A 16,538-nucleotide genomic window follows, 5' to 3' on the forward strand; every position below is an offset into this window, starting at 1 on the left:
CGCAGCCCGTGTCACTCTCGGAAGGCGCGATAGAAATAATCGGCCAACGGCTTGATCAGGTAAGACAATGGCGTACGCTCATCGGTTTTGATCATCGCTTCGACCGGCATACCAGGCAAAAGTTCCTGGCCATTCAGGCGTTCTAGTTGCCCTTCGTCGGGCACAACTTCGGCCCGATAGAAGGTAAACCCACTGGCTTCATCCGTGAAGGTATCCGCCGATACATTGATCACGTGACCGTTGAGTTCCGGCGTGTCGCGCTGGTTGAAAGCAGGGAAGCGCAAGGCGACCTCCTGACCACGATGCAGTTGGTCCACATGCAGCGCGTCAACACGTGCAGCGACCAGCAAAGGCGTATCTTGCGGCACAACATACATCATTGGTTCACCCGGCTGGATCACCGACTGGATTGCAAAAACCTGACTGTCATAAACAGTGCCCGCCACGGGAGCGCGAATATCGAGACGCGACAACCGCTCGGTCAGTGACAGGCGACGCTCGGCCAACTCAACAGCGCGGGACTGTACATCCCGAAGCTCGGTGATGGCTTCTTCGCGCCGGGTGGCCTGCAACTCAACAATCTGAATCTCCGTTGTCGCGATCTGTCCCGTCAGCCGTGCGATCGTTGATTCGAGGCTGCCGATCTGTCCCGTCAGGCTTGCCTCTTCCCTCTGCAGGGCCGAAACGCGGCTGGCTTGTGTCAGACCGCGTTCCAGTAGTCCTTGTTGATCTTCTAGCTCAGTCCTGATCAGCTTGACCTGAGTGTTCAGCGACGCCAATTGCGCCTGAGTACCCTCAATTTCGTTTTCGATCTGGGTTTTCTGTTTGCCCAACTGATCGATCTGCTGGCTTAGTGTATCCAGCCTGGCATTGAACAAGCGTTGTTGACCTTCCAACAGATCGTCACCAATCGATTCGCGGAGTTTCAATTCTTGCAGGTTTTGATCAAGCACATCTGCATCGTCGCCGTCCCGTTCAGCTTCTAACCGGGCCTTTCGCGCAAGCAACTCGAACAATTGAGAGTCCACGATGGTTTTTTCCGAGGCCAGAAACGTGTCATCGAGCCTCAACATCATATCTCCACGCGTGACAGGATCCCCATCACGCACGAATATCTCGCCTACAACGCCTCCATCAGGGTGTTCGATCACCTGCCGGTTGCTCTGCACCTCGATCACACCCTGAGAAATGATCGCACCAGCCAGTTCGGTACGGACGCTCCATACTCCCAGCCCCAAAATCAGGATTGCCAAAGCCAGCAGACCAACAAAAGCCGGAGCCTTGATGCTCCAGACGGGACGTGAATTCTTGTCTGGCATTATTCACCCACCTTGTTCAGGTGCCGTTTGATGACATTGGCGTTTTGCACCATTGTGTTCAGAACCTCATCGCGCCCGCCGGATTTGACGATCTGGCCTTTTTCGACGACCACTAGATCATCACATTCCGAAATCGCCTGAGGCCGGTGAGTCATGATGATCGTGGACTTTCCTGCAGTCTTGAGTTCTCGCACCGCGTTGTTAAGTGCGAGGGTGCCGTCTGCATCCAATGCCGAGTTCGGTTCGTCCAGAATCAACAACACCGGATTGCCGTAAAGCGCGCGCGCCAATGCGATCCGCTGTTTTTGCCCACCCGACAATTGACTGTCATTGCCTTCAAGAAAGGTATCGTAACCTTTCTCAAGACCCAGAATCAGCTCGTGAGCGTTGGCCGATTTTGCGGCAGCAACTACAGCTTCGGCATCCGGGGACTGTGACATCCGGGCGATGTTCTCTGCGACGGTTCCATTGAACAGCGTGACCTGTTGCGGCAGATACCCGATATGCTGTCCAAGGTCGTCGGGATCGTATTGGTCGAGCGTCGCCCCAGCCAGGCGAATTTCACCAGCAGCAGGAGACCACAGGCCCAGCAAGGCTTTGGCAAGTGTTGTCTTACCTGAACCGCTTTTGCCAATAACGCCAAGGGCTCTGCCTGGCTGCAGTTCCAGCGCGGCATTGCGTAGCGTCGGAGTTTTGGCACCCGGTGGGATCACGGTCAGGCCTTTTGCCACAAGATGTGCCTTGGGCACCGGCAGTTTGGTGCGCGTTTCTTCGGGCGGTGTAGAATCGAGAAACTTGTTCAAACTGATCCACGCCGTGCGGGCACGTTCGATCATCGCCCATTGGCCAACGGCCATTTCGACTGGCGCCAACGCGCGGCCCAACAGGATCGTACCTGCAATCATAGCGCCGGGGGTCATCTCGTTGCGCAGAACCAGCAACGCCCCAAGGGCAAGCATCGCAGACTGCAAGAACAGCCGTAACGACTTGGTCAATGAAGTGAAGCTACCCGTCCAGTCGCTGGCGGAGATGGACTGAGACAAGGCCTCGGTGCGCTGGCTCATCCAGCGTTTTGAGACATCCTCTTGCATACCCTGAGACCGGACGACTTCGGCCGCTTGCCGAGCATGTTCGGAGAACGCATTTGCCTTGGCTGAGGCAACCTGCGCATCAGCCACTTTGCGATGCGTCAATGCCTGGTTCAGCAAAGCTATTGCCACCAGAAGTGCTCCGCCAGCTATGGCGAGCCAGCCAAGCAACGGATGAAACAGAAAGATTGCCGCAAGAAAGACCGGCGTCCAGGGGATATCCATAACCGCAAGCAACACAGGCGAAGCACATAAGGAGCGGATCGATTCCAGATCGCGCAAGGCTGTTGCAGGCGCTGACCGGGCCTGCGGGAACAATGCGCGACGCATCGTTCCATCGAAAACACGCTCATCCAGTGACGTTTGAAAGCGAGCGCCAAAGCGCGCAACGATCCGACCACGGGCATAGTCCAGCATCGCCATAAGCGCATAGAGCAGCGCGACAAGCAGGAACAACGCCGACAAGGTCTCGACCGAACGTGATCCAAGCACCCGATCATAGACCTGCAACATGAATAGGGGGCCTGTCAGCATCAGGAGGTTGACGAAGACGCTGAACAGAAAGGCAAGAGCAAGGAAGTTGTTTCCCTGATTTTGCACCTTTCGCAGCTCATGACGCTGGGGTGGGGTATTCCGATTCTTCAAGCTCACGCGTTTGGCCCTTGATTGCTCACAAGTGGAACTCGTCAAACGCCATTCTTCCTGTACCCGAAGGTGGCTTGACATCTGGCGTGACTATATCTGCGTGATATGGCAGTAACAACGCGCGTTTCATTCGCACCGGCCCGTTTCGGCGAGGTTTGTAGCACGGAGTAGATGATAATGGCAGGAAAATGCCGACCGGAAGTGTCAGACCCATCAGTCTCGGAATGAACAGTCAGAGACCATTCAACTTAACGACGCAGCGCGGATACCGTAACTTCTTTTGGTTGAGGCGTACCTCCAAGCCGGTTGACACCCTGTTCTTTCAACGAGGCGATAAGTTCTTCAACATCGACCGCCTGGACCGCGCAGCCATCTCGCAGGGCGAGCGCCGCAGCTGTACCGGTGGCTTGTCCCATAGCCATGCATTGAGGCATACCGCGTGCCGAGGCAAAGGCGACTGGGTCAGCAGACAATATGCGGCCGGCAAACATCAAATTCGGGATGTGTTCAGGGATCAGCGCACGGAACGGAATGGTGTAATAATCCCCAGCTTTTAACGCCGCATCATGCGTCATCTCAGCATCCATGCGCATCACGTCGTCGACCGGATTATCACAGCTTACGATGCCATCTGCAAACTTGGTTCCCCGCACAAGATCGGCGCCTTTGATACGGTAGACCCCTTCCAGCTTTCTGGTTTCACGTACACCCGCTGAGGGCGATAGTTGGGCCATGTATGCGTTCTCGAATCCCGGTACGTCGGAACGTAGGAATCGAGCCAATTGATGACACCGCCGACGCCCTTCCAGGTTTGCACGGCTTATGGCATCTGGATTGGTTCCGTCGACATCCCTAATATGGACGGAATTGCAGAAAACTGATCCTTTGTGAAAGGCCTTCATCAGATAAAGCTTGGCAATATCCGGATGCAATCGGCCTTCGGCAATACCTTTGGTTGCATAGCATTGGAAATATGGATCTTGCTGGGCGAAGGCTGCGTCCCAATCAACGCCGATCATATGAAAGGACATCGTGACTGCCATCATATTCCCGCCACTGTCACCAAGCGAATAGGGCACGCCCGCCTTTGCCGAGATGCCGCCATCGCCCGAGCAATCGATTACAACCCGAGGCTTGATCGTGATCATCCCGTTTTGGTCACAGCACCTGACATCCTGAATCTCGGGCCCCATCATCCGGGGCTCGAAGGCTATGGTGTTCAATCTGACACCCACGCCTGCTTCTTCAAGCATCTCAAACATAGTCAAGGTTGCAATGTCATGATCATAGATGATCTCAGGCCCGAAGTTCTCAAGTGAACAGGGTCGTTTTTCCGCGGCCGGAAGGTCAAGCGATTGAAGCCGATTTGTCAGTTCTTCGATCATGCCGCCGATGATCTGATCTGCAGGGTATGCCCCACCCCAGGGCATTCCAGGGCAAAACGCCATCACGCCACCGACCTTGTTTGTGGCTTCTAACAGAGTCACCCGCAGGCCTTGCCGACCGGCAGCAACGGCCGCCCCAAAACCCGCAGATCCCCCACCGACGACCAAAACATCCGTATCTTCGAATCTGCCATTCATGAGTTTGCCTCCAACTCAATTAGAACAGATTGTACGGCACAGAACAGTACCAACACGCGCAACTCAGCGCATAGCCTAACGAACAGGGCAGACGTGTGAACCAGCCTGTTTTATTGGCACATCATGCTCGAACAATATGGTTCTCTGAGGTGCGGTACTTCCCACGAGTATCAATCAGAAGCTTGGCGTGTTTTTTGATCAGGTCGTAATCAAAAGCATCATGGTTGGTTGCCAGAACAACCGCATCCTGCTCGGCCAGAACTTCCGGTGTCAGAGCTACAGACGACAGTTCAAAGAAATGCTCCCGCATCGTGGGAAACTCAGGCACGTGTGGATCTGAATAGCAGAGTTCACCGCCATTATCCCGGATCAGCTCCATCAAAGTGACCGAAGGGCTTTCCCGCATGTCATCAACGTTCTTTTTATACGCGATACCAAGCACCATGATCTTGCTGCCGCGAACCGCCTTGCATCTCTCGTTAAGTGAAGTCGCAAGCTTGCCGAATACATACTCTGGCATGGCGGTATTGACCTCACCTGCCAATTCAATGAACCGTGTATTGATGCCGTATTCGCGCGCCTTCCAGGTCAGATAAAACGGATCGATCGGAATGCAGTGGCCGCCCAGACCAGGCCCCGGATAATAGGGTGTAAACCCGAAGGGTTTGGTAGCAGCAGCGTCAATGACCTCGAAAATATCGATTCCCATCCGGTCAGCAACAATCTTCATCTCGTTCACGAGGCCGATATTCACCGCACGGTGGATGTTCTCGAGAAGTTTGGTCATCTCGGCGGTTTCGGTGGAACTGACCGGTACAAGCGAGTCGATCGCATGTTCGTACAGCGCAATACCTGCTTTCAGGCAGGCATCAGTATGTCCTCCGACGACCTTCGGGATGGTATTTGTTGTGAATTCCGGATTGGCAGGGTCTTCTCGCTCGGGGGAATAAACAGCAAAGATATCCTCGCCAACCTTTAGGCCATTCCGTTCAAGGCGGGGCAATACCTCTTCCTTGGTCGTGCCTGGATAAGTTGTGCTCTCTAACGCCACAACCTGTCCTGAGCGCAAATGGTCTGCGATCTGGTCACACGTATCTGTGACAAAGCTCAGATCGGGTTCGCGATACTTGTTGAGTGGCGTAGGAACACACAACATGATGCCATCTGTCTCAGCTATACGCGAAAAGTCCGTGGTGGCTTCGAAACCATTCCGCCCGGCTTCGGCAATACGGGCATCGTCTATATGTTCGATCGAGCTATAGCCCGAGTTCAGCTCTTGCACCTTCTCAGCATCAAGGTCGAAGCCAATGACCCGGTAGCCAATTTCCGTATATCTCAGCGCGAGCGGCTGCCCAACATAACCCAGTCCAACAATCCCGATCACCGCCCGCTTTTCTGACAGTTTTTGAAGCAACTCGTCTAACGCGGAATGTGTTTTTGAATGATTAGTCATTTGAATTAGCGCCTGCCGTTTGAATGTCGATATCCGGACCATTAGTTGATCGCATAGCCAAGTTGCCCTCTCTAATAGTCACTTGGCAATAGAGGGCAATAGCGAGTATCGATTTGAGTAAGATTGGAGGGAATCTGGCAACTTCATTGACTTCTGATATGTTGAGGCCTTGCTCTGTCTTCAAAGACCGTCATACAATATCTCAAGCTTCTTGATTTGAGCTTCCCAGCTATAATCTTGCCAAAGGCGATTATAGGTTTCCGCAGTGGGCGTGAAGCGTTCAGGGTGGTCAAGAGCTTCCTGCAATGCGTTGGCAATTGACTGCGGATCTGTTTGGTCCATAGTTCTGCCCAACCTAAGGCCTTCCACGAAATCGCGCATATCTGGCAAGTTGGATATGCAGATTGGCAATCCAGCAAATGCCGCTTCGAAGAGCTTATTCGGCATTGCGAATCTATAACTCAGGGAAGCGTCCTGAATTGGACAGACTGCAACATTGGCTGAGCTGATAGCAAACGGGACATCGGCAGCCGCTATTGGTGGAAGAAGTTTGACTCGATCAGCTACACCTAGGTTGCCTGCCGTTTCCAGCAACCATTTGTCGTCCCGTTTGTGCCTTGGCCCCAATGCTACAAAATAAACGTCTGGCAGTAACACCAAAGCTTCAAGAACTTTGTCCAAACCCCGATGTTTAGTTTGAACCCCACCGGTGAAAACCACTATGGGCGTGTCTGCAGAGAGACCCGCGTTTGTGCGGACAGACAAATTTCCCTCGGAGTGTTCTTCGTAATCCACCAGAAAATCCGAGGCGACCTCCGGAGCGTTGAAAATGAGTGCAGGTTTGCTTTTGAAGCGATTGGAATACAGATTTGCGATCGAAGGAGAGACCGTGATCATCTGGTCAACGAACGAAAGGCAGTCGTCTTCTAGTTCTTCTGCAAAGCTTGATCCATTAGACGGGTTCTTTTTCGCACGCGCAGGTTCGTACTCATGTGCATCATAAACAAGCTTAGCATCGAATTGTTTTGCCAGAATCACGCCCGCCGGGAGGCAGTAGATATCATGTGCATGAATGACATCCGGGGTTTCATCAAAATTCAGATTGCGAAGGTTCTCAGCAAACACGAATGAATCCAGCTGATATAGATCGCGAAATCTCTCTCTGACCTCTCGAGTGTTGGAGCGGAGTGAACTCAATTTTTTCGAGGCGTTGCCAAAACCAAATCTGAAGGCAATTTTCCAAAGCAATCGTTTATGTGCAAATTTTCGCGCACGCCTTTCTCGGCCACTGTGGGTCTTGCTATAGCTCTTGTAGTACATTGGATCGAGCATTTGAATCTCTTCATCAGATAGAAATGCACCGAACCAAGATTTGAGCGTATTCAGTTGTGATGCGGCTTCGACGTAGGGTACAACGCGTCGCTCAACTTCACTGGATACTAGGTTGACAAAAAAGAAGTGCTTTAACGTATCTTCTGATATGTGCTCGGACGATTGCCAGTTAAAGCGGGTGACCCGGATACCATCTATGCTATCTTCCTGCGGCAACCCGCCCGGCCAGTCACAAAAGATGTGAACATTGTGGCCCGCCGAATGAAGCGCGCGCGCCTCTTTGAGCACCCGCGCATCCTCTGTTATTTCGTGGTAGGTTAGACAGAAAACGGTTTTTGAAGATTTGCTGGGGTTGTCTGGCATCCGTACTAAGACCAATCTAGCTTTAACAATTCCGAACCGCTCTAACAGAGGTTGATTTCGGTTTCCAGTGCGATTGGGAGCAATGGACAAGGGCCTCTTCTATTGACTTCCCGTAAAATTTCTTGGATGCGCAGAAGCACAATTTGAGCATTGGGGACGCATCGCATGAACAACTTTGCATTGATAGGTACTGCTGGATACATCGCGCCGCGACATATGAAAGCGATTACCGATACCGGAAACACATTGTTGGCGGCTCTGGATACCAGTGACTCAGTAGGTATTATCGACAGCCACTTCCCGGATGCGCATTTTTTTACTGAATTCGAACGGTTCGACCGCTACGTGGACATGCTGCGGCGCCGTGAAACCAGCAAGGTCGACTATGTTTCGATTTGCTCGCCCAACTATCTCCATGACAGCCACATGCGGTTTGCCCTGCGCTCTGGCGCGGATGCAATCTGCGAAAAACCGCTGGTATTGAATCCCGAAGACATCGATGGTCTGGAGATGATCGAACAGGCCACAGGGCAGAAGGTGAACACTATTCTGCAACTGCGCGTACACCCCTCGATCATTGCTTTGAGAGAAAAGATTCGAAACAGCTCCAGCGACACCAAATACGAAGTTGATCTAACCTATGTTACCTCCCGCGGACGTTGGTATCTGGAAAGCTGGAAGGGTGATGTGCGCAAATCAGGTGGGATCGCCACTAATATTGGTGTGCATTTCTTCGATATGCTGCACTTTCTTTTTGGGGACCTTCAGGAAAATCATGTTCACCTGAATGCTCCGACCAAAGCTGCAGGCTATCTTGAGTTTGAGCACGCACGGTGCCGTTGGTTCCTGTCGCTGGACGTAAATGATGTTCCGGCCGAGGCGCGAGAAACCGGAGCCAGGACATATCGCTCGATCACCATCAATGGGGAAGAAATTGAATTTTCCGGTGGTTTTGCCGACTTGCACACCCGAAGCTATGAGGAGATTCTCAAGGGAAACGGGTTTGGTCTAAACGAAAATCGCCCCGCGATTGAGATGGTCAGCCATATCCGCAACGCTCCGATTCAATCCAGCAGCGGTGAGCAGCATCCCAAGTTGAGAACCGGCGCCGATCAATGATCGTGATTTTCCCGTGTGCGGTTTTGCAGTTTCGCTCTCATTCTGGCTAAACGGGCAGCGGTGGGCGGCCGTGATCAAGTGTTGTTTTCATCAACGGCCCCGGCCGCTTGCGCTATTTACTTTCTAATGAGCACAGGTTTGATTGTTACAGGCTAACCGAACGGTTTGAAAATATGTAGTGAATGCGAATGTGGAACACCGCGTTCGATGTTTCCGGAATTGAATAGGGCATCTTAAGAGAAATGCAGTTTATTGACCTCGCGGAGCAGCAGAAGCGCATCAAAGATCAACTCGATGCGCGCATTGCAAAGGTGCTGGCACACGGAAAGTACATCCTGGGGCCCGAGGTCGCCGAACTGGAAGAAAAGCTGGCGGCGTTCACAGGTGCCAAATATTGCATCACCTGCGCCAACGGAACGGATGCATTGCAGATTGCCCTCATGGCACTTGAAATAGGTCCGGGCGATGAAGTCATTACCCCCGGATTTTCTTATATTGCGACCGCCGAAGCTGTCAGAGTGTTGGGTGCTAAACCAGTTTATGTCGATATTGACCCGGGCAGTTACAATCTTGATCCTAACAAGCTGAACGCTGCAATCACCGACCGGACAAAAGCAATTATTCCGGTGTCGCTTTATGGTCAGCCCGCCGATTTAACGCGTATAAATGAGGTCGCCTCTAACCATGATCTTCCAGTGATCGAAGATGCCGCGCAAAGCTTTGGGGGGTCGTTGCATGGAAAACGGTCGGGGAATTTGTCAACAATTTCATGCACCAGCTTTTTCCCATCGAAACCTCTGGGCTGCTATGGAGATGGTGGCGCAATTTTCACGTCGGATGAAGACCTTAGCGTCATTCTTCGTCAAATCGCCCGCCATGGGCAGGATCGGCGTTATCACCACATCAGGGTCGGAGTGAACAGCCGTCTGGACACATTGCAGGCTGCTATTCTGCTGAGCAAGCTCGATATATTTGAGGATGAGCTGGCCCTGCGAAACACAGTAGCGAACCAGTACAATGCCTTGCTGAAAGAAACCAATCTGGCGGCGCCAAATCTGATGGATGGGGCCACCAGCGCTTGGGCGCAATACACGATCCGCGTTGACAGGCGCGAGGACGTACAGAGCAGGCTCAAAGATGCCGGCATTCCGACTGCGGTGCACTATCCACTGCCTCTGAACAAGCAGCCTGCCGTCGCCGACCCGAATGCTGATCTGCCCGTTGGGGATCAGGCAGCGGCGAGTGTGATCAGCTTGCCAATGCACCCGTATCTGCAGCAATCCACACAAGAACAGATCATCGCTGCCCTGAAACAGGCCATCTGATCTTTCCGCTCACCTGAATATCTTCAAGCCCGATCGCGGACAGTGCGTCAATCTATCTGCGGCGGCACACATCTCGTTGCACCTTATTTTCCATAATAGGTGCGATACCAGTCTACAAAGGCCTGAATGCCGTCCTTGATATCGGTCTTGGGGCGGTAGCCGGTCAGACGGTGCAGCAAATCAGCATTGGCCCAAGTTGCAGGCACGTCACCCAACTGCATCTCCATATAGTTCCGGATGGCAGGTTTGCCGAGGCTCTCTTCGATTGCGTCGATGAAATCCAACAGACGTACCTTGTCCGAATTACCTATGTTCACAATGCGATACGGCGCAACAGGGCTTAAACTGTCACCCTCGGTGATGTCATCAGGGGTCTCCGGGCGAACCGGGGCGACGTCGATCAAAAGGGAAATTGCCCGCACTAGATCATCCACATAGGTGAAGTCGCGATACATGTCGCCGTGGTTGTAGATATCAATCGGGCGGTCTTCGAGGATTGCATCTGTGAACTTGAAGAACGCAAGGTCTGGTCGCCCCCACGGGCCATAGACCGTGAAGAATCGGAACATGGTTGTTGGCAGATTCCAGAGGTGCGCATAGGAATGCCCCATGGCCTCGTTTGCCTTTTTGGTCGCGGCGTACATGGTGAGTTGATGATCCGCCTTCTCACATTCGTCGAAGGGCATATCGGGATTTGCTCCGTAGATCGACGAGGTGGATGCCATCAGCAGGTGCCGCACTTTGTGCCGCCGGGCTGCCTCCATCACGTTGAATGTCCCAACTACATTGCTTTCAACATACGCGCGTGGGTTTTCCAAGCTGTAGCGGACGCCTGCCTGTGCCGCGAGGTGAATGATCACATCCGGTTCAAAAGCGTCAGCCATCGGATCAAACTTGGCTGTGTCTTCCAGCATTCCTTCATCACAGGAAAAGTTCGGATTTTCCAGCAACAAAGCATGACGGCTCTGCTTGAGGCTGACATCGTAGTAATCAGTCATGCCATCGTAGCCGTGAACCCGATTGCCGTTGGCGAGCAAAAGATTGGCAAGGTGAAAACCGATAAATCCGGCGGTGCCTGTGATCAGAACCTTTTGCATGAGGCAGTATCCTTGTGTGTCCGGGCTTTGCACGTGCGTCTCAGGGGACATATGACGCCTACAGCTCCATGGCTCAAGCGGTCATTTGTCCGTCGTGCTGACATATCGACAATGGACTTCGCTTGCTGTTCAGCTGGGCCACGGCAGCGAATAGGTTTTGACGTTCGTAAAGAATTTCATCGCCTCGATCACGCCTTCCTTGACGCCATTGCCCGAATCCTTGATCCCGCCAAAAGGGGACATTTCGAGGCGATATCCGGGTTGTTCCCAGATATTGCAGGTACCCACGTGCAATCCGTTGATATAGGCGATCGCACGGTTGAGGTCGTTGGTGCAAATGCCTGAGGACAGGCCATATTTGGTAGCGTTCGAGATGCGCATAACCTCATCATCATTATCTGGCACACGGATGATGGGGATGATGGGGCCAAAGGTCTCTTCCCTCACCAACTCACTATCAGGGGGCACTTTGTCGACCACGATGGGTGGCAGCAGCGCACCTTGGCGGCCGGGATGGTAGAGGATATCAGCCCCTTCTTTCTGGGCAATATAAACACGGTTTTCAAAGAGTTCCGCAGCTTTGTCATGGATGACGCAACCCAGTTCGGTCTTGGGGTCCTGCGGGTCGCCGAATTTGATCTTCTTCGCCTTTTCCAATGCCAGCGGTACGAAGGTGTCCGCAACGCTGTCCTGCACCAGAATGCGCTTGATTGCAGTGCATCGCTGGCCCGAGTTGCCAGTAGCACCTGCCACGGCAATGGTTGCCGCCCTGTCCAGATCGCCATAGGACAGGTCATTTAGCACGATCAAAGGATCGTTTCCGCCCAGCTCTAGCGCCTGACGTTTATAGGCCGCTTTCGTCGCAATCATCTTTCCCACTGGAACGCTGCCGGTAAAAGTGATGATGTCGATGTTTTCATTGGTGATCATTTCATCCCCAATGTCTTGCGGCCAGCCGGTGACAACCTGGAACATCTCAGGCGGCAGGCCTGCTTCATAGAGGATATCGGCAAGCGTCAAGCAGGTCAGCGGGGTCAGCTCGGTCGGCTTGCAAACCATGCAATTATTGGAGGCAATCGACGGCGCGACCTTGTGGCTAACCATGTTCAGCGGGTGGTTGAAGGGCGTGATCGCGCTAATTGCGTTCACCGGCTCGCGTGTGGTGAAAATCTTGCGGGCCTTGCCGTTATGCGTCAGGTCGCACGAAAATACCTTGCCATCATCTCTTAGTGCCTCGGCGGCGGCGAATTGAAAGACGTCTTGCGCGCGCCTGGTCTCGTAAATTGCGTGCTGATGGCAGATGCCCAGTTCTAGCACCAGCCATCTCGCCAGATACTCGTGACGTTCGCCAATCAGCTCTCCGGCTCGTTGCAGGATCTGGTTGCGTTCATAGCGCGTCAACCTGGATTTGTAGCTTGCTGCAATCTCAAACGCGCGGTGCGCGTGCTCGGCCTGACCCGCAGGCACATAACCTACAACCTCTTTGGTATAGGGGTAATGAACCGGAATAGCCTCATCGGTAAAGACAATCTCGCCACCGATCCGCATCCCTTCGTTTCTGATTCCGATGGCTGACATGGCGCGATTTTTTCCTGATTTACAGCACCGAGCGAGTAATCACGTTCGCTCTGTCTCTTGCTCTCTTACGCCGAAAATACATCGAAAGCTTTCAACGCCTTGGCGCTGTAGGCATAAGATGGACCGCCGCCCATATAGGTGGCCATCGCCAGTGCCTCGCACAGTTCATCGCGGGTCGCGCCCAACCGCACCAACGAGCGCACATGAAAGCCGATACAGCTGTCGCAACGCGTGGCGATGGCGATGCCGAGCGCTATGAATTCCTTGGTTTTCTCGCTCAGTGCTCCATCCGTCTTGGCGGCTTTACCCATGATGCCAAAGCCACGTACGGTTTCGGGCACTTCTTTTGAAAATGCGCCGATATTGGCCTCGGTCTCGGCCATGAAGTCTTTCCAATCCACTTGTTTTCTCCTTATCCGCGCTCATCCGCGCCCATGCGGCGCTCGAGCCAGCGCACGCCAGCGCTGATGATCAGGACCAGCACCAGATACTCGAGGATCAGCAATGTGTAGATTTCAAGCGGGCGATATTCCGTCACCACCAGTTCATTGGCACGGCGCGTCAATTCCTGCATCCCGATGACGCTGGCAAAAGCACTCATCTTCACAATGTATATGAACTGATTGGCCAATGGCGGCAGAATGCGCCGGATGGCCTGCGGCAGGATCACATAGCGCATGGTCTGAAAGTAGTTCAGTCCAATCGTTTGCGCGGCCTCACTTTGGCCTTTGGCGATGGATTGAATCCCGGCGCGGTAGATCTCGGCGGTAAAGGCACTGTCCGAAAGTGCAAGCGTGATGATCGCGCCCCAGAACGGATCGATAGGGACGTTCATACCCATGGACTGAAAGACGATCGGCAGCCCGTAGAACACCCAGAACAGCATCGGCAACAGGGGGATCGAACGAATGAGCTCGACATAAATCCGGTTTACAAGGCGCCATGCGCGTTTCTCGGACAGGCTGGGCAGAGCCACGAGCAACCCGATCGCAATCGATAATACCGCCGCAATCAGCGATATCTGAATTGTCGCGCCCATGCCCGAAATCAGAAACTTTACATTGGTCCAGCCCGTGGGCGTTGTCGGGTCGATGACATACCAACCCCAGATTTGAGACGACGAACAGCCTGAGGCCAGCAAGAACAATGACAGGAAGAGGATAATTTTATTCATCAGGCCCAACTCAATGCTGTAATATCTGGCTCAGGAACTTTTGGCACCGCTCAGACTTTGGATTGGTGAAAAAATGCTCTGGCTTGCCTTGTTCAACAATCTCACCTGCATCCATAAACACCATATTGTCGGCCACTTTTCGTGCAAATCCCATTTCATGGGTCACCACAACCATGGTCATGCCTTCCTCGGCCAATTCGACCATCACGTCGAGCACCTCAGAAATCATCTCAGGGTCCAGCGCCGAGGTCGGTTCGTCGAACAAAAGTACACGTGGCTCCATGCACAGAGAGCGGGCGATGGCCACACGCTGCTGTTGCCCGCCAGACAACTGTGTCGGGCGCTTGTCAGCCTGATCCGGGATATGCACGCGTTCAAGGTAGTGGCGCGCTTTCTCTTCGGCCACTTTCCGATTCAGGCCACGGGCTTTGATCGGGCCGAGGGTCAAATTCTCAAGCACTGTCAGATGCGGAAACAAGTTGAACTGCTGGAACACCATGCCAATCTCGGACCGGATCGTTGCCGCAGTTTTGGCATCACCGGTGAGTTCAACGCCGTCGACACGGATGGTGCCGTTCTGATGTTTTTCAAGCTGGTTGATACAGCGAACAACAGTTGATTTACCTGATCCGGACGGGCCGCAGATCACGACCTTTTCACCGCTTCCGACTGTCAGGTTGATGTCTTTGAGCACATGAAATGTGCCAAACCATTTGTTTACGTTGACAAGCTCAATCGCGGCGTCTTGCATCTGCTGGCCTGCCTTCATTCACTTACAGTTAATTATTTGCTTCAGGTTATCTTTGTCTTTACGCTTAGATCAAGAAATAATGTAGCTGCAAAACACCTAATGCCACCAACGGGAGAATTACATGAAACGTTTCATCAAAGTCGCGGCTGTTGCCACGCTTGGTCTTATGGTCAGCAGCGTGGCACAGGCACAATCGGCGTTGAACGAGATTCTGGATGCCGGTGTGATGAAAGTTGGCACAACAGGTGACTGGAACCCGATGTCTTTGCGCGACCCGGCCACAAACAGCTATAAAGGGTATGATATCGACATCATGAACGCGTTGGCCGCTGATTTGGGTGTTGAAGTCGAATACGTTCCGACAGACTGGAAAACTCTGGTGAATGGCGTGGTCGCGGGAAAATATCACATCACCGGTTCGGCTTCGATCTCGCCGCCGCGGATGAAGGTCGCGGGGTTCTCCGATAGCTATATCGCAGTAGAGATGTTTCCGTACACATCTAAAGACAAGGCCGACAAATTCGACGGGTACGATTCGATCAATCAGCCCGATGTGAAGGTTGCAACCACTTTGGGTACCACGTTTGAAAAACGCGTGCGCGAGTGGTTTCCAAATGCTGATATCAAAGTGGTCGAAGCCCCGGCTCGTGGTTTTCAGGAGGTTCTGGCGGGCCGCGCGGATGTCTTCATAACCTCGAACATTGAAGGCTCGACCCTTGAAGAAAAGTTTCAGGTCGTTCGCGTCAAAAACGCTGGACCTCGATCGCCGTCCCCGATTGCAATGCTGTTACCGCAGAACGATCAGGTCTGGATCAACTACGTAAACAACTGGATCGAAGTAAAAAAGGCTCAAGGCTTCTTTGATGAAAATCGGGAACGGTGGGGACTTTGATCTGAACCGCCACTGGTTAGTGCAGCCCCGGGCGTTTCCCCGAAAATGAAACTGGAGCACATGACATGGTACGAAGTTGACGCTCGTATCAATCAGGGTGCCGCCGTGTTGCTGCCGGTCGGCTCGACCGAGCAACACGGTCCAATGGGCCGCATTGGCACGGATACGATTTGTGCCGAGGCCGTCGCGCTTGCCGCTGCCGAGCAGTATAATGGTATCGTTGCGCCTGCACTGGCCTATACGCCAGCTCCTTTTAACTCCGGCTTCCCGGGCACGGTTTCCATTTCAGCCGATACGTTCCACGCAATTGCAAATGAAGTGATCCACGGGCTGTTGGAGCAGGGTTTCACGGGCGTATTTGTGGTAAACGGGCACGGGGCCAACCTTGAGCCGCTAAATCGGATCAAGGATGCGCTTCCCGATGGTCGAGTGCTGATCCGCAGTTGGTGGGAACCGGATGCCGTGAATACACTGAGGCAAAGGCTCTATGGCGAATGGGAAGGGATGCACGCGACCCCATCTGAAATTGCCATCACGCAGTCGTTGTTGGGGTCGTTGCCTGCCAATCAGGCCGCCGAACCGCCTCAGAAACTGAGCGCTGAATACATGCGTGCTCATTCTGGAGATCGCCACGGTCCACCGGCTGAACATCGCGCGGCGTTCCCGGATGGCCGGGTCGGGTCTCACTCAGCCCTGGCCAACCCAAAGGATGGTGAACGTCTATTATCTGCCGCAGCATCGGCTATCGCTTCGGAATTCCGAGCATTTGAACAAAACCAATAGTTTCAAGACAATCTATCCAAATGGTCGCGAATATGA

At 53.2% G+C, this 16,538-nt stretch carries 14 protein-coding genes; 4 read left to right on the plus strand and 10 right to left on the minus strand.

Going from position 1 to position 16,538, the window contains the following annotated elements; translation table 11 throughout:
* Positions 1-11: 11 nt before the first annotated feature.
* The 5 genes from BLU89_RS10000 to BLU89_RS10020 all read right to left on the minus strand — a co-directional run bounded on the left by BLU89_RS10000 (position 12) and on the right by BLU89_RS10020 (position 7,873).
* Positions 12-1,319: an HlyD family type I secretion periplasmic adaptor subunit gene (locus BLU89_RS10000; RefSeq protein ID WP_074736695.1), complete on the minus strand. Its 1,308-nt coding sequence runs from the start codon at positions 1,317-1,319 to the stop codon at positions 12-14.
* The gene (locus tag BLU89_RS10005; protein ID WP_245709741.1) at positions 1,319-3,016 is read right to left on the minus strand and encodes a type I secretion system permease/ATPase; all 1,698 of its coding nucleotides are present in this window, start codon (positions 3,014-3,016) and stop codon (positions 1,319-1,321) included. The genes BLU89_RS10000 and BLU89_RS10005 overlap by 1 nt, the downstream gene beginning before the upstream one ends.
* Before the next feature lie 284 nt (positions 3,017-3,300).
* Entirely contained in the window at positions 3,301-4,635 is a 1,335-nt protein-coding gene (locus BLU89_RS10010; protein ID WP_074736696.1) for an FAD-dependent oxidoreductase, read from the minus strand.
* A 121-nt stretch (positions 4,636-4,756) separates the two neighbouring features.
* Positions 4,757-6,088, minus strand: a complete 1,332-nt coding sequence (locus tag BLU89_RS10015; protein WP_074736810.1) for a nucleotide sugar dehydrogenase — start codon at positions 6,086-6,088, stop codon at positions 4,757-4,759.
* Between the two features lie 180 nt (positions 6,089-6,268).
* Entirely contained in the window at positions 6,269-7,873 is a 1,605-nt protein-coding gene (locus BLU89_RS10020) for a glycosyltransferase family 4 protein (protein ID WP_143030555.1), read from the minus strand.
* 75 nt (positions 7,874-7,948) lie between these two features.
* Between BLU89_RS10020 and BLU89_RS10025 the strand changes: the two genes are divergently transcribed.
* Positions 7,949-8,902, plus strand: coding sequence for a Gfo/Idh/MocA family protein (locus BLU89_RS10025; RefSeq protein ID WP_074736698.1), 954 nt, complete (start codon positions 7,949-7,951; stop codon positions 8,900-8,902).
* A gap of 242 nt (positions 8,903-9,144) precedes the next feature.
* Entirely contained in the window at positions 9,145-10,227 is a 1,083-nt protein-coding gene (locus BLU89_RS10030; protein ID WP_074736699.1) for a DegT/DnrJ/EryC1/StrS family aminotransferase, read from the plus strand.
* An 83-nt stretch (positions 10,228-10,310) separates the two neighbouring features.
* Here BLU89_RS10030 and BLU89_RS10035 read toward each other — a convergent pair whose 3' ends face one another.
* The 5 genes from BLU89_RS10035 to BLU89_RS10055 form a co-directional block, all read right to left on the minus strand.
* On the minus strand, positions 10,311-11,324 hold the full coding sequence (locus BLU89_RS10035) for an NAD-dependent epimerase/dehydratase family protein (protein WP_074736700.1): 1,014 nt from the start codon (positions 11,322-11,324) through the stop codon (positions 10,311-10,313).
* A 129-nt stretch (positions 11,325-11,453) separates the two neighbouring features.
* Complete coding sequence (gene phnY / locus BLU89_RS10040; RefSeq protein WP_074736701.1) at positions 11,454-12,902, minus strand: phosphonoacetaldehyde dehydrogenase; 1,449 nt, start codon at positions 12,900-12,902, stop codon at positions 11,454-11,456.
* A 65-nt stretch (positions 12,903-12,967) separates the two neighbouring features.
* Positions 12,968-13,303 (minus strand): carboxymuconolactone decarboxylase family protein, encoded by a 336-nt coding sequence (locus BLU89_RS10045; protein WP_083347724.1) that lies wholly within the window; start codon positions 13,301-13,303, stop codon positions 12,968-12,970.
* 11 nt (positions 13,304-13,314) lie between these two features.
* Complete coding sequence (locus BLU89_RS10050; protein ID WP_074736812.1) at positions 13,315-14,076, minus strand: amino acid ABC transporter permease; 762 nt, start codon at positions 14,074-14,076, stop codon at positions 13,315-13,317.
* A 10-nt stretch (positions 14,077-14,086) separates the two neighbouring features.
* On the minus strand, positions 14,087-14,827 hold the full coding sequence (locus tag BLU89_RS10055) for an amino acid ABC transporter ATP-binding protein (RefSeq protein ID WP_083347736.1): 741 nt from the start codon (positions 14,825-14,827) through the stop codon (positions 14,087-14,089).
* Positions 14,828-14,948: 121 nt separating this feature from the next.
* On the opposite strand from BLU89_RS10055, the gene BLU89_RS10060 reads away from it, so the two are divergent.
* Together BLU89_RS10060 and BLU89_RS10065 are read left to right on the plus strand one after the other, a co-directional pair.
* Positions 14,949-15,719 (plus strand): transporter substrate-binding domain-containing protein, encoded by a 771-nt coding sequence (locus tag BLU89_RS10060; protein WP_074736703.1) that lies wholly within the window; start codon positions 14,949-14,951, stop codon positions 15,717-15,719.
* Positions 15,720-15,764: 45 nt separating this feature from the next.
* The gene (locus BLU89_RS10065; RefSeq protein ID WP_074736704.1) at positions 15,765-16,502 is read left to right on the plus strand and encodes a creatininase family protein; all 738 of its coding nucleotides are present in this window, start codon (positions 15,765-15,767) and stop codon (positions 16,500-16,502) included.
* The last annotated feature ends 36 nt before the right edge of the window (positions 16,503-16,538 follow it).

This window comes from Ruegeria halocynthiae (genome assembly GCF_900106805.1).
Classification (GTDB): Bacteria; Pseudomonadota; Alphaproteobacteria; order Rhodobacterales; family Rhodobacteraceae; genus Ruegeria; species Ruegeria halocynthiae.